The following is a 20,684-nucleotide window of genomic DNA, read 5'->3' as shown; positions in this document are numbered from 1 at the left end:
TTTGAATACGTCTCGATCCAGAACCTCCGCGAAGTGTCACAACGGGGTCTTCCCAAGATCATTGTTGTGAGCGTTCAGGAGTACATGGCGCTGAATGAACTTGAAGCGGTCGAACATGATGCCGATCTTTTGTTTGGGCCCGAGATCTGCTTCGTCACTTTCTAGGTACTTCTGGGCGGCACGATAAACCTTTTCCCCGTCTCGATAGCCATTGCGCTTCTCGCCAGTAAGGTCGTTAACAAGTTCCGGCCGGTATTTCAGAGCTAGCAAGATTGCGGAGACAAGGGTGGCTTTGTGCTCATTCTCCAACGACGCGTAGTTACGCATACCTTCGTGAAGCTCCGCTGCGACTTTGCGAATCTCGCGGACGCTTTTCTCCTCTTGAGGAAGCTCTCCAAGCACCGCTACTCGATAGAACTCATCAATCGCCTTAGGCGAAAAACTCGTGAATGTATCAATCTGCTTGTCAAGTACCTTAGGAGCTCGCTGTGGTGCTGAGAAAGCTACTTGAATGGCATTGTGTGTCTCGCTACCAGCCACTCCGATGGCAAAGACCTTCTTGCCTGTCTTCGCAGCAAATATCTCGGCATAGTGCATCGCACCGTTTAGAGCGAAGTCTTGTCGCGCGGGATACTCCAGATCAACGGCACCATCATCGGTGGTTTTCACAATCTGATCAGCACGTGGTTTGTCTTCGATGACAACGATGAACTCGCCTGACTCGACAACGAACTCTGGCTTTCCTCGACCGCCACCCTGCCCTTTCGAAGCGCCTTCCATGGCTTCATAGAGATAGGCGGGTGCATCATTGATGCTCTGTTCCCACGGCCGCGTGAAACCGATGTCTCGCAGCATATCTCGAACGAACTGATCCGTGCTGCGCTCATTCGCCATGTGAATGCTCCTTATCTATGGTGAAAACGTCTGAGTTGTATTGGCTGCCTTCTTGACTCGTGGATGCTTCCCAGAGTGGTTGCTTATCTGTATTTCTAGTGCCGTTTCTACCGAGCATTCGATATCCCTCGTTTAATTCGCTTCATTACCTTACGACTCGTTAGGTGAGTCAACAAGTACGATCTCGCAGATTTCTGGTAGTCCACAATCCAAGTACTGACAAATGCGTAGCAGGGTGTCTGTGGTGACGTTGTCACCTTTGTTGAGACACGCTATAGATGCTACCGATACCCCTGCCTCGCGTTTGAGGTCTTCCTTGTTTCGTTGTTTGTCAATCAGGAGCTTCCACAGATTGGCGTAGTCGAGTCTTATGGTCAATACGGACGTCTTCATGCCTTGTTGGACGAAATCGAGCCTGTCGATGCGTACCCGGTAGGACGCCGCGAGCTCTTCGTAGCGGGCCCCCAGAGCACTTGATTCTGCGAGGCCTTCACGCACCTGTTGGAGCTGCCCGACGATCCGTTGCCCCTCTGCCATGGCTAGAGCAACGCGGTCTTGCCCGGCCCCGGGAAGGCTACCTGCATGGCGCCCAGTACGGACTGCGTAGGAAAGATTCTCCGCTTGCGTTGAGACTACAACATGGCCCGGCCCAGGCCGCACGCACAGTGGTTCATTGCACTGATGCTCAGCGACCATCCCGAGAGGAATCTTTTCCCCGTTGGCGCAAAGCGAGAACCTGTGTGCGGACATCGTGCATTGCTCACCATCATGCTGCCAGGTGTAGCGCCCATAACCATCGGGAGTGGAGATAGCTCCCACCCAGATCCAGCATTCATCCGCGGCTACCACATGGGAGTAGAAGCGCTGCCGATCCGCCTCGGTGATCTCTAAGGACGACACAACCTTCACGCGAGACTGGTGCCTTTTCCCCGAACCTGATTCTTGAGGCCTCTCCGTAGCAGTAGGGCACGGAAAAAGAGACAGCTGCTCCCAAGGCTGTCCTGGATTAGACCGCGCTTGCTGCCCCATAGCTCACCGCCACATCATCCCAGTCAACATTGCGCACGTCATCTTCAATCATACAAGTCCCGAGCACGTGGGTAACCGGCAACCGCGTTCGCAACGCATAATACGACATGGCCACTTGTCAAAAGGCGATAAGCACGCCCGCCTGCTCGAGATTCTCGATGCTGTTTTCTTCTTAAGAGTTCGTCTCGCATCCGGTTGTGAAAAGACTCGACATACCCGTTATATCACCGCTGACCTGGCGGGATGAACGCTTGGATCGTTGCATCCTTAGCCGCCCAGTCTTCTAGGGCATAGGCGATAGCGACGTGCTCGCGAGTGTATTTATCGATGATGTTGCAGATCTTGATCATTTTACCATGCCACGTCGAATCGAACTGGAAATCCAAAGCATACACATCGCGCGGGTATTGTCCGGCCCAGAACATCTCGCAGGCCGTGGCTATTGACACGTGTAGGCTTCTTGCGCGGTAGGACGCGTAGCCCTTCCTTCACACCAGAGGCGACGGAAGGTTTCTCGGCATGCCCTGAGGGCCCTCAGCCAGGGCGCTCCTCCAGGCGCGCCGGTGTCTCCACCGGCGGTGATCACGCGCGAAGTCATGCATCCATTCGCGCAGCTGCGCGTATGTATCAGGCTCCCTGGCGCAGGTCCTGGCATGCTGATAGACGCTGTAAAAAAGCCCGACGATCTGGCAAGCGTCTCTGTTGGGAGTAGCCCAGCTCGACTAGGTGCCAGACGGCATCATGGCGGCGAGCTGGGCTCAGAAATTTGCCTTCGATAATTTTTTCCATGCCGTTTTTCTCGCTCTGCCTGGCCAAGTAGGTGTGTGAGGCGGGTGTTTTCCTCGCGCAGTCGCTGGAGTTCTTTGGTTTGGTTCTTGGTTATCGCCGCGTACGGTGACTGCCGTCGATTCAGTGTGGCTTTACTGATATCGAGCTTGGTTAAGATCTGAGCCGTGCTTGATCCTGTTTCTTTCACGTTCTCGAGCTTTATCGAGTTTGTGAACAATCTGTTCGGGAGTGTGTTTACTGAACTTCTTGACCATTTATCCATTCTCTCCTCCCCGCCCACAGGCAGGGCATCAATGGACAATACTTAAGCCACCTGGACCTAAAACCTAAGGCACTCCACAAGTGTTCTCAACCTTGACGAGCTCTAACTATCTCTTATGTGTCGAGGTGCCAGTCGGTTGCTTCCACTGGACGATCCCCTCGAACATCAGCATCATTATCTGGGGCTTGCTCGATGAAACGGGGTAGGTCGTCGATATAGAACTTGTCAATTCGATCAATATGGGCGGCCAGTAGAGGATCCGTCTCCATCTGAGGAAGGAGATCACAGTAGTAGACGCCGTCTAATGCGTTTAGCTTGACCGTGTATCCTTTGAAATGCCCAGGGAGGAACGTATTTGAAGTTCTATAGTTAGGTTCTCTTCCGGCTCGCTGTACGTCATGTAAGAAGATCGCGAAATGTGGTGTAGCAACCCCGGTCAGTCTGTTGTACAGGAACTTATCGATGAAAACCTTGTCCAGGCGGTCCTTACTGGAAGTTTTTACTGACCCAATCGCCCTTAGCTCACCCTCCACCTCGACCATCAAGTCGTGCTGGTATTTCATTCCGAAAAGTTCATTGTCTTCCGAATCTTTCACAGGAATCGTGAGAACTCCAGATCGACAATCGACTCCACAGGATTCGATAGTCAGGCCAATAAGGCGCTCAAAAAGATCCCCATTTACCTTCCTTGCTGTATTAGAACGCGAGGCGGGCAAGGCATCCAGAGACGCTCCTATAGATTGCTGAAAGGTGTAAATAGCACGATTAAGCGACTCTCTATGTACATCGGTGTGCTGCTCGCTGTCACGGACCATTTCTAGCGCTTCGCGGAATAAAGGAACGGCGCTATCGAGATCATCCGGCGTGTAGAAGAGATCAGAATTTATCGGTCGGGTGAGTTGATAGTCTGCCTCTGACTTGTATTGAAGAAATCGGTAGCTCGGATTGTTCCTTGCCACAAGCTCGGCCTGAAATCCCTGCTCTGCTCGGAAATCACAAAATGCCCGCGCAAAAGCTACATATCCTTCTAGGCTCTGAAATCTCTCCTTATCCGATACCCATCGACGGAGGCGATCTACGTTCATCGGATTCCTTCCCTCCTCTGCGCGTTAGAGCGATCATATTCAAACCACTCGTCTTCTGTTCGTTTTTGGATTCGCTTCAGGCGTGATGCCGCCCAGCTGTTGTATTCAGGATCCAGATCGCATGCAAGAAATTGGCGGCCTAGCTGAGCCGAGACGACCGCTGTAGTACCGGAACCTGAGAACGGATCAAGCACTACTTGCCCCGAAGTCGTTCCAGCAAATATGAACTTCCTTACGAGTTCCTCTGGCTTTTGTGTCGGATGAGGAGTCTTTTCATTCATCCCGTTACACGTCGTGGGTACCTCAATTACATCCTTCGGCTTTGCTCCCATTGGGTTAGGAGTCCAATTATCTCTCTTGATTTTTCCCTTCCCAAATGCAGACGAGTCCGCTTGGGGGTGTGATGGATACTTCAGCGTGTGAGCTCCATAAGGAATCCGTATATGGTCAATATCAGCCAGCTTTTGCGACTTAGATTTCCTGAAGTGAAGAATTGACTCGTGCGCTCGTCCCCAGTCGTTTCCCAAATTGGCCTTGTTTCGATAGTGCCAAACAAGCCAACGACAGCCTGCAAAGTACTTCATGGAAGGATGCTTTAGGTCGGCAAGAATCTCCGAAAAACCACAGACATAAAGGCTGCCCTTTGACTTCAGTACCCTACTTGCTTCACTGATCCACTCCATGCTCCACTGAATGTAGGCTTCTTGTGATTCAAAGCTGTCCCAATCAGCCTTCTTAATGTTGTATGGCGGGTCAGCAAAAATCATGTCTACTGACCCAGAATCTAATGACTGTAGCCAGCTGATCGAGTCTCCTTGAAATATAGAACCCTCGGGAGCCTCTACTTGCAACTGGTAATGAGGACTTCCGACAGCCTGAAACTCGCTAAAATCGGCGTAGTCTATCACTTTTCGATTCAAGACGGTCTCCTCAGACACAAGTACCTCTTGGGTTCCGATACCCTCCAAAGCCACTAATCCTTTCGTCAATCATGAGTAGAAGTCTCTTTGCTTGCGTGCTCGCCGAAAAGTCAATACCCCATCAACTAAGTAGGGATAACCACCGCATTCAAAACTCCTTTTCCTGTACTAGAAGGTATAACTTCGCAAATGTCGGAAATATCACAGTCGAGGACTTCGCACATTCATGTAAGGACTTCGGTGGTCACGTTTGCGCCTTGCCAAGTTTGGCCATGGTCGCGGGGCTGGCTCCTGCGAGGTCTTGGAGCTGTGTCTTATTGAGGTCCTTGTCGATGAGGAGTTTCCACAGCCGCTTATAGCTAAAAGTTCGACTAGTTGTCATCGGTCTCCTCCTTGTCGTTGAGGTCTTCGTCAGTCATATCGATGAGGAACCCGAAGCGTCCTTGGTCAGTGCGCCTCGTGAAGCGGATGAAGTTGCAATCTTTGTCAATGGTGTCGAGGTCCGGCATGAACTTGGTGTTGTCGGCGATGATGATCTGGCCATGGTCTTAGACGTTGATGAAGTGCTCATATAGTGCTTGAGGGATCTTTTCGCGGACGTCCATCAACTCCGGGTCAAGCTGCTAGTCATCGAGGCCCAGCAGGGGTGTGTCGATGACCAGCAGGCCGGGATTGTGGCTGGCTTCATCGCTGGCGAGGTAGTCGCGAAGCACAAGCATGACGGCGATGTTAACGAAGGAGCGGTAGCCCTTGCCTTGCTTGGCTTTGCTCTTGCCATTGATCGTCGCATCGAACAGCTGTCGTGAAAACGTGGCCGTCTTGAGTGCTGGGAACGCGCACGCACCGAGCGTGTCGAGCAGATTGGTGCCCATCGCAGTCCAGAACTTCGGGGAACTCTCCGAGTGGATTGAAGGTGCCTTTCGTGAACTGCTTCTCGCGGCGCTCCTTGATCGTCGCCCATTTGGCGCAAGGTCTGATTGAGATCTGCGAGGCGCTGCACTAGTTCGTCACGCTCTGCGGCGGTGGAATCAGGCACATGATTGGGCATCGCTGGGTCGAGCTTGTTGTCACAAACTGGGCATGAGTGGGCCGCAGGGCGCTCGCTCAATAGATGCATGCCTTGTTGGACGAAATCGAGCCTGTCGATGCGTACCCGGTAGGACGCCGCGAGCTCTTCGTAGCGGGCCCCCAGAGCACTTGATTCTGCGAGGCCTTCACGCACCTGTTGGAGCTGCCCGACGATCCGTTGCCCCTCTGCCATGGCTAGAGCAATGCTCTGCTGGACCGGCTCCATGCGCTGGCTTATCTCGCTGATGTGGTGCTTGATCTCGTCCTCATTGCTAGTGCCTAAAGCTTTCTTGATCGATTCGATACGCATCGCAAGCTTTTCTGGTTGCCGCTCAAGATACTCAATGACTGCGTTGTTCTTGAGCTTCTTCGTGTCTGTTGATTCGTCTCGTGCCCATGCCCCGTAGTCCCGTCCTGTAATGAGAGCTGCAAGCGCACACTTAGCTGCAGTCGCCGACGTGTTTTGGGATGGCAAGAGAACAGATGGCTTGCTCGCGATCCGGTCTTCATAGGCGCAGCAGGCTGGCCAGAAGGTCCGCCATGTAAAGGCCTTGGTCTTGAAGTCCTGGCGCGTGATGACCATGAGCTTCTCGGGATTCTCGTAGCCGATGAGCTGTAAAAGGGTCGAGCCTACTAACCAGTGGTTCTTGGTGTGTCGGCTCTTGTAGGTGCCGGACTCAACGCCGGAGTTGGTACTAGTGACTTCGACGTTGGTATTGCCCTTACCGATGGGGCGTTTGCGGGTGATGTTGCCGCCGAAGGTGACCTCGTCGCGTTGGCTAGCGATCTCACTAGCGAGGTTCGCGAGCAATAGTGACGAGCCATTCACATCCCCCTTCCACAACGCGACACTTCGAAGTTGAAGGGCGCTCCGCTCGCCGTGAGCGTCTTGGTCTGCTTGCATGCTCATGGCGATGAGCTCGGCCGTGAACACGTCGAGTTTTCGAGTGCCCTTCATGAGCGGACGCACGACAGTAATCACTTCACTGAACGGTGTTGTTCGAGCCATCACTGCCTCCTCTCATCGAGGTTCATCGCATCCCATCGCTAACCCAGCCGCTCAGCAATCGCCGATGCGGGATTGTTGAAGCATCGGATCGGCAGAGCGCGTAGATCGTCTACGGGAATCATACCGGTTCACTACGTCAACAACGCATTCATCTTCACAAACGTAAAGGATGCTTCACCTACGGCCACAATGCTCCGCAGGTCACCGTGGTCGAGGGTGACCACACCGTCGACGCCTGGCTTGCTGACGCGGTGGATGAGGACGTGTTCGCCCAGTGGGATGACGCCACACAGGCCATCGAGGAAGGCTCGCGTAATGCGACGTTGTCGAGGTTTGCTGGCAGGGTGCTGATTCGCCTCGGCACGACCAATGAGGCACGCGCCTTGTGTGACCGCAAGGCCGTCCGCCGCACCCCGCCGCTGCCCGAGGCGGAGGTGGAGTCCATCTGGCGGTCGGCCACCCGGTTCGCTAAGACGGTCGAGAACCAGCCGGGGTATGTGCCACCAGAGGATTTTGAGACGAGCCTGGATTCGGTACGCCCCGCCGATTACAGCGACGTCCGGTAAGCCCACGCCTTGACCAAGGGTTACCCGGACTCGCTGCGCTACTGGGAGGCCACCGACTGGCTCACCTATTACGACGGTGGCACATACTCGGGTTTACTCAGGTTACCGTGACTCATTTCTTGCCCCTTATATTAGGCCCTAACCTCGATCCTCGTACACCAGGGGAACACGACCACTCACCTAAATACCGCTGCAGATGCACCCCTCCCCCACGTGAGGCACCGGAAGCCTGACAGGGATCATCCCACGGTCCGGACTCAATCCCCACTCGCAGCTGCATCACTCACTGAACACGATCCAGAAGCCCCACCCGCATCCCGGCCTTCAGGTGATCCTTTTTCCTCATCGCAATCATCCTGGCCTCCCAACCCAGTCTCCCCCGCAGCATCTTTCGACAGCTCTTCTGCAAGCGTTACCAGCCTCCGACGCTCCGCAGGCTTGAGCCCCGTCTCTCGTGTCAATATCCGTGGCGACATGATCTCCAGCGCGCCCTTAAGAGCACGCCCCACCTCCACGCGTGCGTAATGAAGCTCTACTAACGCTGCGTCCACCTTCGCCAGCGCTACAAGCTCACGATCGCGATCAGCAAGTGCTTTCTCCCGCCGCGCAGCCAACGCAGCTTCCACACGTTTTTTCCTTGTCACGAAAGCTCACACCTTTCCTGGACTCCATCACGCCACCTGACTCCCATCGGCGTTCTCACGCTCACGAAGCCGCCGCGCAGGGCGGGGAAACCCTCGACCCCCACCACACACAGGCACCAACAGCCGAACACACATCACCCTACCAAAACCTGCAACAAAATCATCGACACACCGCCACCAACCAGACCCAAAGCACTACCACCACACCCAACACCAACGCCAGCAACATCACCACCCAAAAACCACAAAACCCCAGGCCATCTACGCCGACCAAGTCGCGCGCTGCGCGCACGACCACAAAAACCGACAAACCTCTATCCTGAGCAATCATCCATACCCCTGCCTTTCCCCGTTGTCGCTCGTGACGATGGCTTCCTCGATAAAGCTTGATCGATAAGCGCACGACGATGTTTCCGGGCTTCCACCCGCTGCTGCGGGCTCAACAGCTCGTCTGGTCGTGGTCTGTTCGGCGCACGAAAACTGCTCGGATGCCCACTCGCATTACCACCAGGCTTTTTCGGGGGTGCCGCATACGGTGGCACATCATCACGCAATCGGGCTTTCACCAAGCCCGGTAGATACCTCACCTCACTCGGTAACCCACGTGCACCAAGGGTGCTACGCAATCCACGTAACGTCCAACCGCCACGCATCCGCTGGCGGATCATCTCCGCGATCCCTGGGACCTCCCTCGGCGGAAGATCCTGCATCGCCTCGGGAAGAGCACCCTGGATCAACTCCCAATCATCCACCCGAACCGCAGATGGCAAATCAGGATCCTCGTGATGTTCAACCATCTCACCTGAAGGCCATTTTCCGGCGTCGAGACCCCCTATGTTACCCTCGGTACCACTGGAGGGGTTTTCATTCACGAGAAGGCCCTTCTCGCGCGTTTTTGCCCCATCTGGGATCATCACCCCCACTCCAGCATTCTGAGAAGCAGCCCCAGAAGCGGGACCCGCGGCATCTGGAGCAGGATTCTCATCCCCGCCAGATAAGCGCACGGCAGGAGCGTCACACAGCTCAGCAGTCGCAGACTCGGCTGGGTACCCAGCCGCATCCGGCGTCGCATCGCTACGGCCGGTCTCGGGCGTGGAATCGGGGCCGATCCCGCCAAGATGATCACCTCGCGGCGATGATGAAAATTCCTCTCGGGGATCCTGCCCCGCCCCAGGCGCGTGAGCGCCGTCCCGCCCCTGCCCGGTCGTCACGTCTGGCTCGTCGGTGCCGAGGGGGATGGAGGGGGAGGGGTTGGTATTTATGTTTATCTTTCTAGGGGTGTCACCAGTGACACCCATACTCGGGGGTTTTTGACACCCATACTCGCCTTTGGGTGTCACTTTGACACCCTTAGCCTTACCTGCGGTTTTGGGTATGGGTGTCATTTTGACACCCATAGGTGCCTCATCCTGATTTTCCCGTCTTTTAGGCCTGTGGATAACCCTGTGGATATCCTCGCCGTGGAACCGGCCTGCCAGGATTCCCGGGAGATCGATGACGTACTTTTTGGTCGCTTGGCGGGCCTGGCCGCCCTCATCAACGCACCACCGCTTCTCGATGTCGATGATCCCGATCTCATGCAGGAAGCTCAGCTGGCGGAGCACCGTTGACCGCGACTGCGCGGTCCTTCGTACCAACTCACGGATACTTGGCCAACACTCCGCTTTACCATCACCGCGATCCTTCTTATCTGCACGATCCGCCAGCATCGCAAGAGTAAACTTCGGCCCGGGCTTTAACGTGGTGACGTGCTCGACGACGATGCCCATTTCAACGAATCCCATCACGATCCCCTTTCAAGCGCTGATGCACCGCAGCCATAAAATCTCCTACCATCTCAGCGGTGTCCACGATCGGCGCGGCGCACTCGGCCACCGTCACGACGCGATCCCCACATCGGTGCCCACGCAGACTCACCCAAAGGCGATCAACAGGATGACAGAAGAAGTACTCAGCGGTGACAGCAGAACAATCCCCACCGGCAGCCTCGACCGGCCAAAGCACGGCCTCGTAGGCCACCTGGGCGCTGTGATCAACCCAGGAGCATGTCACCGCTACGATCTCCTGCGCGAGGCAATGAGACCGCCCATCACACCCAGACCCAAGCACCACCCCGAGTGCCGTGGTCTGCGGGATAGCAGGCAGCACCTGCCAGACGCGGTGAAGATCACCACTAGCAATCCTTAGGGGTGTCCCTGTATCCATGGTGGCCACCCCAGACCGACAATCGATCTGACATACGCGCTGGCACACCTGGGTGATATCCACCCGGGCGGCAACCTGCCGGGCTAACCCCACCACGGCGATGCCGTAGGCGAGGTCGTACTCGTCGGATAAAAACACGTGGTGTAGCCGCCCGTATAGACCTGGTGGCGCTGGGCTATACGGGTAGTCCTGCCATCGACAGCGCAGATAACGCCCCGCGTGGCGATCACCAGTAGTAGCGCTGTTGTAGTGGCAGGTACCCCAAAGATCCGGGGCTGGACCAGCTGATACAGATTCAGGTTGCGGGTGGGACTGTGCCATGCTATCCTCCTTCACAAGAGGTTCTCCCTCTTTTTTAGATGATTTTCGGGTTTTCCTTCTCAGGAAAAACGGGTCAAGTACCCCCTCTACTCTGCGGAGGGGGTATTTTCATGCCTACTTCCGAGCACCTATGCGATGGGTACGACGTAGCATCACGGCGATCTGCTGCGGGGCCCGCACGAAAAAGTGCGGCCATAAATGCAGCTGCAGGGGGAGCTCATCATCGGGGTCGATGGTGTGGCGGCGTGTAAGCCAGGCACGCGGTACACCATGGCACAGGGGCATAAAACACGCCTGGTAGGCCCACTGATGGTCTTCCCAGTGATATCCCACACCGACTAGTCCCCTCCCCAGCCAAGGGTCAGGCTCCTCGCCGTGGATGACAAGGCCGATCAGGCCGCAGGGTGCCGCGTCCATCACAGGGCGGATCAGGCCATGTGCGTAGTCCTCAAGGGCATCCGGATCGTGCTGCGTGCCCGATGCATGGGGGTGCGCCATCACAATCGGGTCGATGACCACACTGGTGGTATCCGGGACATCGGGGATGAGGTGGTCGGCAGCGAGCTGAGTAGCAAGCCCGTGGAGGGCATCACAGTAGCGCGTGTCCTCGTGGTGCGTCAGCGGGATCGCACTGATGGGATAATCCCAGTGATGGGGTGCCCACCCGTGCCACACCCGAGCAGCCACACCAGCCACGGGTACTGTAGCGGCCTGTCGTATCGAGTCATGCTTGATCGTGGTGGGAGGGCCGATCTCTACCGGGGACAGGCGGGAAGCAGGACGCAGGCAACGGTGTGACCCTATCAACAGCACGTCTACCCCCGACGCGACAGCGCGCGGGGTCCCGATCATCGGTGACGGTGGCACCTCGGCCAGCAGTGCAGCAGACGCGCTCATGCCGCTACCTCCCCCGCGATGATCGCCTCCACCGCAGACACAGGGATACGCCATCGGCCACCAGGAGTCTGCCACGCACCCGGCACCCTGCCCGCATGACACCACCCCCTGACCGCCTGCCCGGACACACCACCAGGCACCATCCGCCCCACCTCAGCAGGACTCACCCATCCACAATCATCAAATATGAAACTATTAATTTCATCCATAGTCACAGAATGCCACTCGCTTGATGCTTGTGCAACTTTGAGTTGCACTTATTCTTTGAGTGGGCTACCATGTAGTCATGACAGCAAAACCCGCATCCATGAGTGCAAGTGAAGCCATTGGCTTAAAAGTAAATAACCTCATGCTTCGCAACCGAGGAACACGCAAAGAGCTGGGGTCTGTCCTGAACATCAGTCCCCAGGGCGTCAGTCGCAAAATCCTCGGCCAGGTCGCCTGGTCGATCGATGATCTCTATAGTACGGCTGATTTTTTCGGGGTGGATATCACGGATCTGCTTCCCCGTCGGGTGGTAGCCTCAGACATGCAAGAATCCCCGGAGACCGTGGTCTCAGGGGATTCCCGGAGGATGGTAGCGGGGGCAGGATTCGAACCTACGACCTCTGGGTTATGAGCCCAGCGAGCTACCGAGCTGCTCCACCCCGCGTCGAATACTTTTCAGTATCGCGCCGCCTTGGCGACGTGTAGGAACTATACGCACTATCCCCACAAAGAACAAACTCCCTGCTCACCGCCTTTCGAACGGCAAGCAGGGAGCAGACCAGAAAGAACCCGAGCCTTAGGAGTTATTCTCCGCAGAACGGTAGTTCTCCACGGCACGGTCGAGGTCGTCGAGAGCCTTGCCGTACTCCTCGAAGGAGCCGTCGCGGGCGTCCTCCAGCTTGCGCAGGGCGTCGTTAATGCGCCCGATGGCCTCGCCTTGGGCGCCGGAACCACCGGCGGGCGGCGTCGGCGTCGCGGCTTCCTGCTTATCAGTAGACTCCGCGGAATCAGCAGAATCGGCAGAACCCTCAGCTGTGCTGCCGTCTACCTCTCGAATCTCCTGGGCGGCGCGCGGGTCAATGCCCACCTGGGTCAGCGCCTCGGAGATGGTGGGCGCATAGCCGATGGAGCCCTTGTAGCTCACCAGCACGCGCAGCAGCTTGGGGAAGGCGGAATCCTGGTTCTTGCGCTGCGAGTACAGCGGTTCGACGTACAGGATCTCTCCCCCGCCCACCGGGAGGGTGAGCAGGTTGCCGTCCTTGAGATCGTTGGTGCCCTCCCACAGGGTGCGGTCGCGGGAGATTTGGTCGGAAGAACTCATCGTGTCCTGCACCAGGCGTGGCCCCTGGGTGAGCGTGTCCGTGGGGAGCACGCGCACGGTGATGTGCCCGTAATTCTCCGGGTCGGAGGTGGCCGTCATGTGCGCGGAAAGGAAGTGGCGCTGAAGGCCGCGGAAGGGGGTGATGAGCTGGAAGGCTGGGTTTCCGGTCTGAGGGTGGGCCGCCACGATGTGATACGGCGGCTGGGGTAGTTCCTTGCCGCTGTCATCGGTGGGGTCGGCGGGCACGGACCAGAAGGCATCGTTGGTGAAGAACACGTGGGGATCGTCCACGTGGTAGCGGGCCAGCAGTTCGCGCTGCACCTTGAACAGGTCCTCCGGGTAGCGCAGGTGCTCGCGCAGGTCCTCGCTGATCTCGGAGTTGGACTTCACGGCGTCGGGGAATACGCCTCGCCAGGCCTTAAGCACCGTGTCCTCGGTATCGAACTCATAGAGTTCCACGGTGCCGTCGTAGGCGTCCACGGTGGCCTTCACGGAGTTGCGGATGTAGCCCACCTCGTTATTGATGAGGCGCTGGGTGGTTCCATCGGGGGTGAGCGCGTCCTCCGTGACGTTTTGCAGGGAGGTGCGCGTGGAGTACGGCAGAGCGTCGAGGGTGGTGTAGCCGTCCACGATCCACTTCACGCGGCCGTCGATCACGGCCGGGTAGGTCTTGGAATCCGTGGTGAGCCAGGGAGCCACCTTCTCCACACGCTGACGGGGATCGCGGTCAAAGAGAATCTTGGAATCGGAGCCCACGCGATCGGAGAGAATGAGCTTCATCTCCTGGTACTTCAGAGCGAAGGCCGCACGGTTAGCCCAGTTGCCCACATCGACGCCGCCCTGGCCGGTGTAGGTGTAGCTCTGGTCGTCGGTGTCGTACTCCACCGGTCCGTTGCCGGTATCGCCCACGATGGCGTAATCCGCGCCGTCGCGCGCCGAGGCAATCACGGGGCCGAAGTAGATGCGGGGCTGGTCCACCTTCATGCCCAGCTTCTCGGCGTCGCTATTGCCGGAGGCATTGGATTGGAGATCGGAGACGGTGTACACCGGGTAGCCACCGCGGGTGGAGCCCACGTCGCGGGCCACCTCGTCCACCTTGTTCGCGGGCGCGGCGATGAAACCATTGCCGTGGGTGTACACGGTGTGGCGGTTAATCCAGTCCGCCTGGTTCTCCCGCAGGGAGTTCGGGTTGAGTTCGCGGGCGGCCACCACGTAATCGCGCATCTCGCCTTCGGCCTCGTAGCGGTCCACGGAAAGGGTCTCCGGGAAGCCGTAGAAGTTCCGCAGTTGCTGCTGCTGGGTGAAGGTGGGGCTGAGCACGTCGGGGTCGAGCAGGCGGATATTGGAGATCGTGGCCTCATCGGCGGCCACCTTCTCATCGCTGGCGCCGTCGGCTCCCCAGTTATCCAGGTAGGTGACCTTATCGTCGGTGAGCCCATAGGCCGTGCGCGTGGCCTCGATATTGCGGGCGATGTACTCGCGCTCCTTGGCCTCGCGGTTGGGGTTCACCGAGAAACGCTCCATGAGCAGCGGCCAGGCCGTCCCGATGGTCAAAGAGGAAACGAGCAGCAGCACCGCACCCAGGGCCGGAATACGCAGATCCTTGATAACCACCGCAGAGAAGAAGGCCGCGGCCACCACCAGGGAGATAATCATGAGGATGATCTTGGCCGGGAGCTGGGCATTAATATCCGTGTAACTAGCACCCGTGAAGGTCTCATTGGCGTTATTCATCAGGTCATAGCGATCCAGCCAGTACCCGAAGGTCTTAACCAGCATCCACAGCCCGGCAATCACCGCCAACTGAATCCGCGCCGCGCGGCTCACCTGGCCCTTCATCCCGGCGGCCTGGTTACCCACCCGGATACCACCAAGGAGGTAGAAACCCACGGCGGAAACGAGGAAGGCGATCACCAGCAAGAGGGACAGGGAGGAGGACAAAATACGCAGCAAAGGCAAGTCAAAAGCATAAAAGCCTAAGTCCTTGCCGAACTGCGGGTCCGTGGTGCCAAAGGATTCCCGGTTGAGGAAGAGCATGGCGGTGCGCCAGGTGTTCTGCCCCACAAAACCCGCCAGGATTCCCACGAAAATGGGAATAACGAGTAACAGGCCGCGCACGGACTGCTCGATCACCTTGCGGTACTGGTGCACGGGAGAATTGAGATCGTGCCCGTAGAGTTCCTTGGGGCGATTGCGCCAGGTGAAGTACCCCGCGAGCCAAGTAATCAGCCCGGCGACCACGCCAAAGAGAACAAAGAGGACAATGCGGGCAATGACCACGGTGGAAAAGACACCGCGGAAATCAACCTCACCGAACCACAGCCAATCCGTATAAAACCCCACCACGATGGGAGCGAGCATCACCACAAAGGCGAGAATGCCAACGATCCAGCCGATAGCTTTAGGCGGCCGCTTGAGGGGAGTGGACGGTTGGGAAAAACCATTCGCCAACGTGGGCTCCTTACCATATATGTATGCCGATGACAGCGTGTATTACGCGATATAAGCGTATTCCCCTACCATACGGAAGCAGAGGGATAACTGACCACACGCGGCCCCATCGACAAATGCAGCCGACGCCGCCCGACATCACAGCAACAGCGGCAGCAGCCCACCTGTAGCACCCGACGTCGAAAAGCCAAAGAAGGAAACCCATGCCCGCCAAAGCCCAGCAAGCACTCAACCGCGCCATGATGGAGGCCGTAGACTTCATCCACGCCGAGGGATGGGATGCCTCCCCCACGCTTTTTGGGCTGGTACCCAGCGAATACATCCCCGAGCACGTGGATGATTCCGAGGGCGCGGCGCTGACCCTCGTGGTGCAAGATTCCCTCCCCGACCTCGCCCCCGGCTCCCCGGAATTGGCGGATTATCTCTCCCGCATCGCCTGGCCGCCCCAGGTAGAGGGCGTAATTCTGGCCCAGGAGATTCGCTTCCGCGATACCTCCGAGGGCGAGCAAGCCCTGCCCCAGCAGGCGCGGCTTTTTTCTGGGGTTCTGCGCAGCGGGGAGGAACTAACCCTGGTGCAGCGCCGCCCCTCCGAGGAGGAGATGGAGGCCGCCGGGAGCTTCGCCCAGGATGAGGTGGAGCTGCGCGGAGGCGATGCCGTAGCCCCCGAGGTGATTGTGGCCCTACGCTACGGGCTGGAGCAAGACCCCACGGCCTTCGATGTCTAAGATAAGAACCGTCGCCGTGCCAAGAAAACAGGAGCATAAGGAGAACACAGCCGTGCGCAGCAGCAACCAGTGGAAGGCCCTTCCCCTCCTCTTTGCCGCAGGGCTCGGCTTAAGCGCCTGCTCTTCCGGTACCACGCAGCCAGCAGAAGAAGCCGAAGCAGAAAGCACGCAGGCCGCCGACTCCTCCACGAGCACTACTCCCAGCGAAACCAAGGGAGCCACGGAGGTAGAGCAGGTGGCCGCCACCTATTCTTCCCTGGCCCCCAAAGATCTCTTTGAGAAGTTCGATTCCTGCACCCCGAACGGGCTAGAGGGTTCCCACGAGTGTTCCGGCTCCGAGGTGGGCCAGTTCCAGTTCTACGACTCCTCCGCCAAGGCCACCTCCAGCACCCAGCAACTCACGCAATTGCGCAGTTCTCACGTGATGCGCGATACCGGGGACATGGTGGTGGGGTGGTCCACCCTGGGTACCTCCGCCGTTATCACCGTGGTGGATAACAAAAAGGGCCTGGTGATGCAGCAACTGGTCTCCTCCGACAAGGTGGACCCCGAAAAGCGCATCGTTGAGCTGGGGCTTGCCGACGCCGAGGAGTCCCCCACGAGCGCCACCCCCAGCACTAGTACCGCCGCGGGAACGACCTCCGCTGCGGCCGAGGGGGCGTCGGAAAGCCCCGAGAAGGACTAGCGCCGACGCTCCGGGAGCCCCGCAGCCCACAGCGCGGCGGCGATGAGCGGGATTTGGCCGAAGAGCCGAGCCCTGCGCTTGGCGTCGGTATCGAGCCCGAAGGAATCGCGGCGCTCCACGTACTGAGCCACGTTGCCGGGGAAAATGAGCACGTAGAAGGCCGCCAGAGCCAAGCCGGTGAGACGGTGGTGCTTGGGCAGCCCCAGCAGCGCGGCGCCCAGGCCCATTTCCGCGATGCCGGAGCCGATCACCACGGCGTCGGGATCAGCCGGGAACCACGGCGGCACCTGATCCTGGAAGTCCTTGCGGTGGAAGGTGAGGTGCGAAAAACCGGCGTAGGACATGAAGGCACCCAAAAGAATACGGGTGCCCTTCTGAGAGCGGGTGGGCTGGCGGCGGGGCCGAAGGAATGATGGCAATTTCATCGTCATAAGAACTCAGGCTACGCCTGCCCCACACCCGCGTGGCGACGACCCGGGCACATTCAAGCAAAGTCAGAATTAAACGGAACCAGTTACGGGAGCGATCGTGCTATAAACCCAGGGCAGCAGCGGAGCAACGGAGGTGTAATTAGCCCCAACGTGCCCCTCGTCGTCCTTGGCTCCCACCGAGGAAAGCACGCCAAAGACCATCGGTCCCATGTGGAAGGGGCCTCCGGAATCACCCGGCTCCTGGTTTCCCTCCACCCCACGAGTGACGAACATCGAAGCCCCGCCGCGTGCGTTATCGGTATAGCGTCCCTCTACTCGCGCGCTACCCTGCTGCATGGGGAAACGCCCCGCGCCCCACCCGGACGTCTGGCTGAATTGCCCCCGCACCGGTTCCACGGTGGAAAGCGCCGCCGGGATCACCGGCATGGGCTGCGCGGTGTGCACGAGGGCCACATCACTGCCGCCGGGGTCCACCACCACTCGATCCACGGAAAAGCTCTGCTCCGCGCGCTCCCCGATGCGCACGGTACCCGCCTGATAATCTCCCACGCAGTGCTGGGCGGTAAGAATCCAGTTCGGGGCGATCACGGAACCGCTGCACAGGCCCTTCACCAGTATCTTGGCGGACCACGGCGTAGCAATCGCGTCATGGCCGCCTTCGATGGCACCGGAGGTGGGAGCGGTAGATACCGCCAGCGCCAGGGCCGCAGCGGCGGCGGCAAAAGTCTTTTTCATATTTTTCACCCGGCTAATGTAGCCCACCCCACCATAAATCACAATGCCTTATCTACAGGACTTTCCACTCATTGCCACAAATAGTTGCCATATCTAATTACCGCAGGACTAATTACCGCAGGTTTTTATCTCGCGCCCGGCGGCAAAATCCGACATCGCCGTGATGGCATCATCCAAGGTATTCACCGAGGCAAGCACGGTATCCCCGCCCTCCGGCAGGCCCGTCAACGCTTCCTGACAATTAGCCTCCGGGGCCAAGAAAAGCTCCGCCCCCAAATCCGCCGCCGCGCGCACCTTGTGCTTAATTCCGCCGATCGGCCCCACTGTGCCGTCCTCGGCAATAGTGCCCGTGCCCGCCACAAACTTGCCGCCAGTGAGTTCCCCTTCGGTGAGTTTATCCACCACGGCCAGGGAGAAAATCATGCCGGCCGAGGGGCCACCAATATCGCTGAGGTGATAATCCACGCTCACCCCATCGGCCGATTCCGACCCCATGAGCACCCCCAGGCGCGGGCGCTGCGAATCCTGCGGGTCCTCCCCCAGCTGCACCGCGACGTCGGCCAAATGCCCCTCGCGGCTCACCGCCAGGGTTATCTCATCCCCCGGCGCGCGCTCCCCGATGAGATCGCGTACCTGGCCCGGCTTATCCACCGGCGTGCCGTCCACCGCCGTAATCACATCGCCTTCTCGTAGGTGCTCGGCTGCCGGGGTGTCCTCAATGGTGCCCGCCACCGTCACGTGCAGGGGACGGCCCAGGTGATTTAACGCCGCCACCGTGGCGCTGGCCTCGGAGGTATTGAAGGCCACCGCATTAGCCTCCTTGACCTGTTCCGGGGTGCTTCCCGGGGGGAAAATCTGCTCGATGGGCACCAGGGAATCATCGGTGAAAAGCCAGCGCGCGGTGGCCTGCGCCAAAGTCATATTGCTGCGCACGGACACCGTGGTCATATTCAGCTGCCCGGTGGTGGGATAGGTCTGCGCCCCCTCCACCTCAACGACGTCGGTGCCCTCAACCTGCCCCAAAGTATCCACGCTCGGCCCCGTGCCCTCTGCGGCATAGGGCACGGTCAGGGCGATATTCGTGCCGGGAATATGGTCGGTGGATACGAGCACGGCGAGCGCCACAACGGGCAGCGCTCCCCAGGCGACGGTTCGGATTCGGCGGTTCACATCGCATTAGGCTACCCGTGTTCGCTCTCAGCGTTGCATATTCGATGGCTCAACCCCTCAGATCGCCGGTAGGTTGGTGCTATGAATAACGGCGGCTTTGGTTTTTCCTTCGGCAATAACAACGGCGACGATGACGATGAAAATAAGCGGCGCGGGGAGCAGCCCTTTGGGGCCTTCGGCTTTAGCGGCGGCGGCCTGGGCGATATTTTGAATCAGTTTGGGCAAATGCTCTCCGGCATGGGTTCCTCCATGAACTCACCGGAGGGGGCCGGGCCCGTTAATTATGACCTCGCCCAGCGCATTGCCCGCCAGCAATTAGGCGGCAATACCCAGGACATTCCCAAGAAAGAAGCCGAGGCCGTGGCGGAATCCGTGCGCCTGGCCGAACTATGGCTTGGCGACGCCACCGCGCTGCCCGAGGCGCATAATTCGGTGGCCTCGTGGACACCCGAGGATTGGCTGGATAAGACCATGCCCATGTGGAAGCGCATGGTCACCCCCGTGGCGGAGAACATGAACCAGGCACAGCTGGATTCCCTGCCCGAGGAGGCCCGGCAGATGATGGGGCCGATGAGCCAGATGATGAAGCAGATGTCCGGCATGAACTTTGGCATGCAACTCGGGCACGCCCTGGGCGACCTCGCCGGGCAGGCGCTCACCGGCTCGGACTTCGGCATGCCCGTGGCTCCCGCCGGGGTCACCGCGATTCTGCCCACCACCATCGAGCGGGTGGCCAAGGATCTCAACGTGCCGCACCAGGAGGTGCTGGTATACATCTGCGCCCGAGAGGTGGCCCGCCAGCGCCTCTTCCACCACGTGCCCTGGCTGGTGGAACGCCTGGTTTCCTCCGTGGAGGAATACGCTCAAGGCCTGGTGATTGATACCTCCCACATCGAGGAGGCCGCCCGCGGCCTGAACCTGGATTCGGGCGATCCCCAGGCCATCCAGGAGGCCATGCAGCAACTGCAAAACATGGACATGAGCCCCAAGATCAGCTCCCGCAACGCGGGTGCGGTGTCCCGCCTGGAAACCCTGCTGGCCCTGGTGGAGGGCTGGGTGGAATACGTGGTCACTCAGGCGATGGGCGAGCGCATCCCCTCCACCGCCGCGATGAATGAGGCGTGGCGACGCCGCCGCGCCACCGGGGGCTCTGCCGAACAGGCCTTTGCCAAGGTGGTGGGCATCGAGTTCTCCGCCCCCAAGGTGGCCGAGGCGATGGAACTGTGGCGGCGCGTGGATACGGCCGTGGGCGTGGAGCGGCGCGACGCCGTGTGGGATCACCCGGACTTCCTCCCCACCGCCGAGGACCTGGATAACTCCGCCGAGTTCATCGACGGCCTACTCGATGAGGGCGGCGTGCACGGCTTTGACCCCATCAGCGAGATTGAGGAGCTGGAAAAGCGCCTGGCGGAGGACTCCAAGGGGGACTCCCAGGATGATTCCCAGAGCGAGGATGAAAATAAAGGGGAGGACGGTTCCCAGTAATATC

The 20,684-nt window shown here is 58.8% G+C and carries 20 protein-coding genes, 1 tRNA gene and 1 pseudogene; 5 read left to right on the top strand and 17 right to left on the bottom strand.

Going from position 1 to position 20,684, the window contains the following annotated elements:
• Positions 1–36: 36 nt before the first annotated feature.
• The 8 genes and pseudogenes from Clow_RS11940 to Clow_RS11650 all read right to left on the bottom strand — a co-directional run bounded on the left by Clow_RS11940 (position 37) and on the right by Clow_RS11650 (position 5,851).
• A complete protein-coding gene (locus tag Clow_RS11940) occupies positions 37–894 on the bottom strand; it encodes a hypothetical protein (protein WP_211256913.1) in 858 nt (285 codons plus the stop codon).
• A 150-nt stretch (positions 895–1,044) separates the two neighbouring features.
• On the bottom strand, positions 1,045–1,803 hold the full coding sequence (locus Clow_RS12020) for a helix-turn-helix domain-containing protein (protein WP_055176081.1): 759 nt from the start codon (positions 1,801–1,803) through the stop codon (positions 1,045–1,047).
• Between the two features lie 344 nt (positions 1,804–2,147).
• Positions 2,148–2,372, bottom strand: a complete 225-nt coding sequence (locus Clow_RS03150) for a hypothetical protein (protein ID WP_055176076.1) — start codon at positions 2,370–2,372, stop codon at positions 2,148–2,150.
• Between the two features lie 715 nt (positions 2,373–3,087).
• Entirely contained in the window at positions 3,088–4,059 is a 972-nt protein-coding gene (locus Clow_RS03145; RefSeq protein WP_069724555.1) for a hypothetical protein, read from the bottom strand.
• On the bottom strand, positions 4,056–4,997 hold the full coding sequence (locus Clow_RS11305; protein ID WP_211256912.1) for a DNA-methyltransferase: 942 nt from the start codon (positions 4,995–4,997) through the stop codon (positions 4,056–4,058). Before Clow_RS11305 ends, Clow_RS03145 begins: the two co-directional genes overlap by 4 nt.
• 107 nt (positions 4,998–5,104) lie before the next feature.
• Positions 5,105–5,361, bottom strand: a pseudogene (locus tag Clow_RS12220) (helix-turn-helix domain-containing protein).
• Positions 5,351–5,488 (bottom strand): hypothetical protein, encoded by a 138-nt coding sequence (locus tag Clow_RS12215; protein WP_156334566.1) that lies wholly within the window; start codon positions 5,486–5,488, stop codon positions 5,351–5,353. The pseudogene Clow_RS12220 and the gene Clow_RS12215 overlap by 11 nt, the downstream one beginning before the upstream one ends.
• 114 nt (positions 5,489–5,602) lie before the next feature.
• Positions 5,603–5,851 (bottom strand): hypothetical protein, encoded by a 249-nt coding sequence (locus tag Clow_RS11650; protein ID WP_156334564.1) that lies wholly within the window; start codon positions 5,849–5,851, stop codon positions 5,603–5,605.
• A 1,411-nt stretch (positions 5,852–7,262) separates the two neighbouring features.
• On the opposite strand from Clow_RS11650, the gene Clow_RS03135 reads away from it, so the two are divergent.
• Positions 7,263–7,622: a primase alpha helix C-terminal domain-containing protein gene (locus tag Clow_RS03135; RefSeq protein WP_055176071.1), complete on the top strand. Its 360-nt coding sequence runs from the start codon at positions 7,263–7,265 to the stop codon at positions 7,620–7,622.
• An 804-nt stretch (positions 7,623–8,426) separates the two neighbouring features.
• Here Clow_RS03135 and Clow_RS11645 read toward each other — a convergent pair.
• Positions 8,427–8,597: a hypothetical protein gene (locus Clow_RS11645; protein WP_156334562.1), complete on the bottom strand. Its 171-nt coding sequence runs from the start codon at positions 8,595–8,597 to the stop codon at positions 8,427–8,429.
• Between the two features lie 1,114 nt (positions 8,598–9,711).
• Between Clow_RS11645 and Clow_RS11640 the strand changes: the two genes are divergently transcribed.
• Complete coding sequence (locus tag Clow_RS11640) at positions 9,712–9,876, top strand: hypothetical protein (protein WP_156334560.1); 165 nt, start codon at positions 9,712–9,714, stop codon at positions 9,874–9,876.
• Positions 9,877–10,036: 160 nt separating this feature from the next.
• Here Clow_RS11640 and Clow_RS03125 read toward each other — a convergent pair whose 3' ends face one another.
• The 5 genes from Clow_RS03125 to Clow_RS03110 all read right to left on the bottom strand — a co-directional run bounded on the left by Clow_RS03125 (position 10,037) and on the right by Clow_RS03110 (position 15,449).
• On the bottom strand, positions 10,037–10,609 hold the full coding sequence (locus Clow_RS03125; RefSeq protein ID WP_055176065.1) for a hypothetical protein: 573 nt from the start codon (positions 10,607–10,609) through the stop codon (positions 10,037–10,039).
• A gap of 297 nt (positions 10,610–10,906) precedes the next feature.
• Positions 10,907–11,488: a hypothetical protein gene (locus Clow_RS03120; RefSeq protein WP_169786562.1), complete on the bottom strand. Its 582-nt coding sequence runs from the start codon at positions 11,486–11,488 to the stop codon at positions 10,907–10,909.
• Between the two features lie 197 nt (positions 11,489–11,685).
• On the bottom strand, positions 11,686–11,832 hold the full coding sequence (locus tag Clow_RS12210; protein ID WP_425388404.1) for a helix-turn-helix domain-containing protein: 147 nt from the start codon (positions 11,830–11,832) through the stop codon (positions 11,686–11,688).
• A gap of 432 nt (positions 11,833–12,264) precedes the next feature.
• A tRNA-Met gene (locus Clow_RS03115) sits at positions 12,265–12,341 on the bottom strand.
• Positions 12,342–12,473: 132 nt separating this feature from the next.
• The gene (locus Clow_RS03110) at positions 12,474–15,449 is read right to left on the bottom strand and encodes a UPF0182 family protein (RefSeq protein WP_055176059.1); all 2,976 of its coding nucleotides are present in this window, start codon (positions 15,447–15,449) and stop codon (positions 12,474–12,476) included.
• 203 nt (positions 15,450–15,652) lie between these two features.
• On the opposite strand from Clow_RS03110, the gene Clow_RS03105 reads away from it, so the two are divergent.
• Both Clow_RS03105 and Clow_RS03100 read left to right on the top strand, forming a co-directional pair.
• Positions 15,653–16,174, top strand: a complete 522-nt coding sequence (locus tag Clow_RS03105) for a PPA1309 family protein (protein WP_055176056.1) — start codon at positions 15,653–15,655, stop codon at positions 16,172–16,174.
• A 52-nt stretch (positions 16,175–16,226) separates the two neighbouring features.
• Positions 16,227–16,859, top strand: coding sequence for a hypothetical protein (locus tag Clow_RS03100; protein ID WP_055176053.1), 633 nt, complete (start codon positions 16,227–16,229; stop codon positions 16,857–16,859).
• Here Clow_RS03100 and Clow_RS03095 read toward each other — a convergent pair.
• The 3 genes from Clow_RS03095 to Clow_RS03085 all read right to left on the bottom strand — a co-directional run bounded on the left by Clow_RS03095 (position 16,856) and on the right by Clow_RS03085 (position 19,195).
• The gene (locus Clow_RS03095) at positions 16,856–17,284 is read right to left on the bottom strand and encodes a DoxX family protein (RefSeq protein ID WP_055176343.1); all 429 of its coding nucleotides are present in this window, start codon (positions 17,282–17,284) and stop codon (positions 16,856–16,858) included. The two genes, Clow_RS03100 and Clow_RS03095, sit on opposite strands and share 4 nt — an antisense overlap.
• 75 nt (positions 17,285–17,359) lie before the next feature.
• A complete protein-coding gene (locus tag Clow_RS03090; protein WP_156334558.1) occupies positions 17,360–18,025 on the bottom strand; it encodes a S1 family peptidase in 666 nt (221 codons plus the stop codon).
• Positions 18,026–18,133: 108 nt separating this feature from the next.
• Positions 18,134–19,195, bottom strand: a complete 1,062-nt coding sequence (locus Clow_RS03085; protein WP_055176047.1) for a YlbL family protein — start codon at positions 19,193–19,195, stop codon at positions 18,134–18,136.
• A gap of 81 nt (positions 19,196–19,276) precedes the next feature.
• Here Clow_RS03085 and Clow_RS03080 point away from each other — a divergent pair, with 81 nt between their 5' ends.
• Complete coding sequence (locus Clow_RS03080) at positions 19,277–20,680, top strand: zinc-dependent metalloprotease (protein ID WP_055176044.1); 1,404 nt, start codon at positions 19,277–19,279, stop codon at positions 20,678–20,680.
• The last annotated feature ends 4 nt before the right edge of the window (positions 20,681–20,684 follow it).

The sequence above is a fragment of the Corynebacterium lowii genome (genome assembly GCF_001412085.1).
GTDB classification, from domain to species: Bacteria; Actinomycetota; Actinomycetes; order Mycobacteriales; family Mycobacteriaceae; genus Corynebacterium; species Corynebacterium lowii.
Note: the sequence above shows the minus strand (reverse complement) of the source record. Positions and strands in the feature narration are given on the sequence as shown.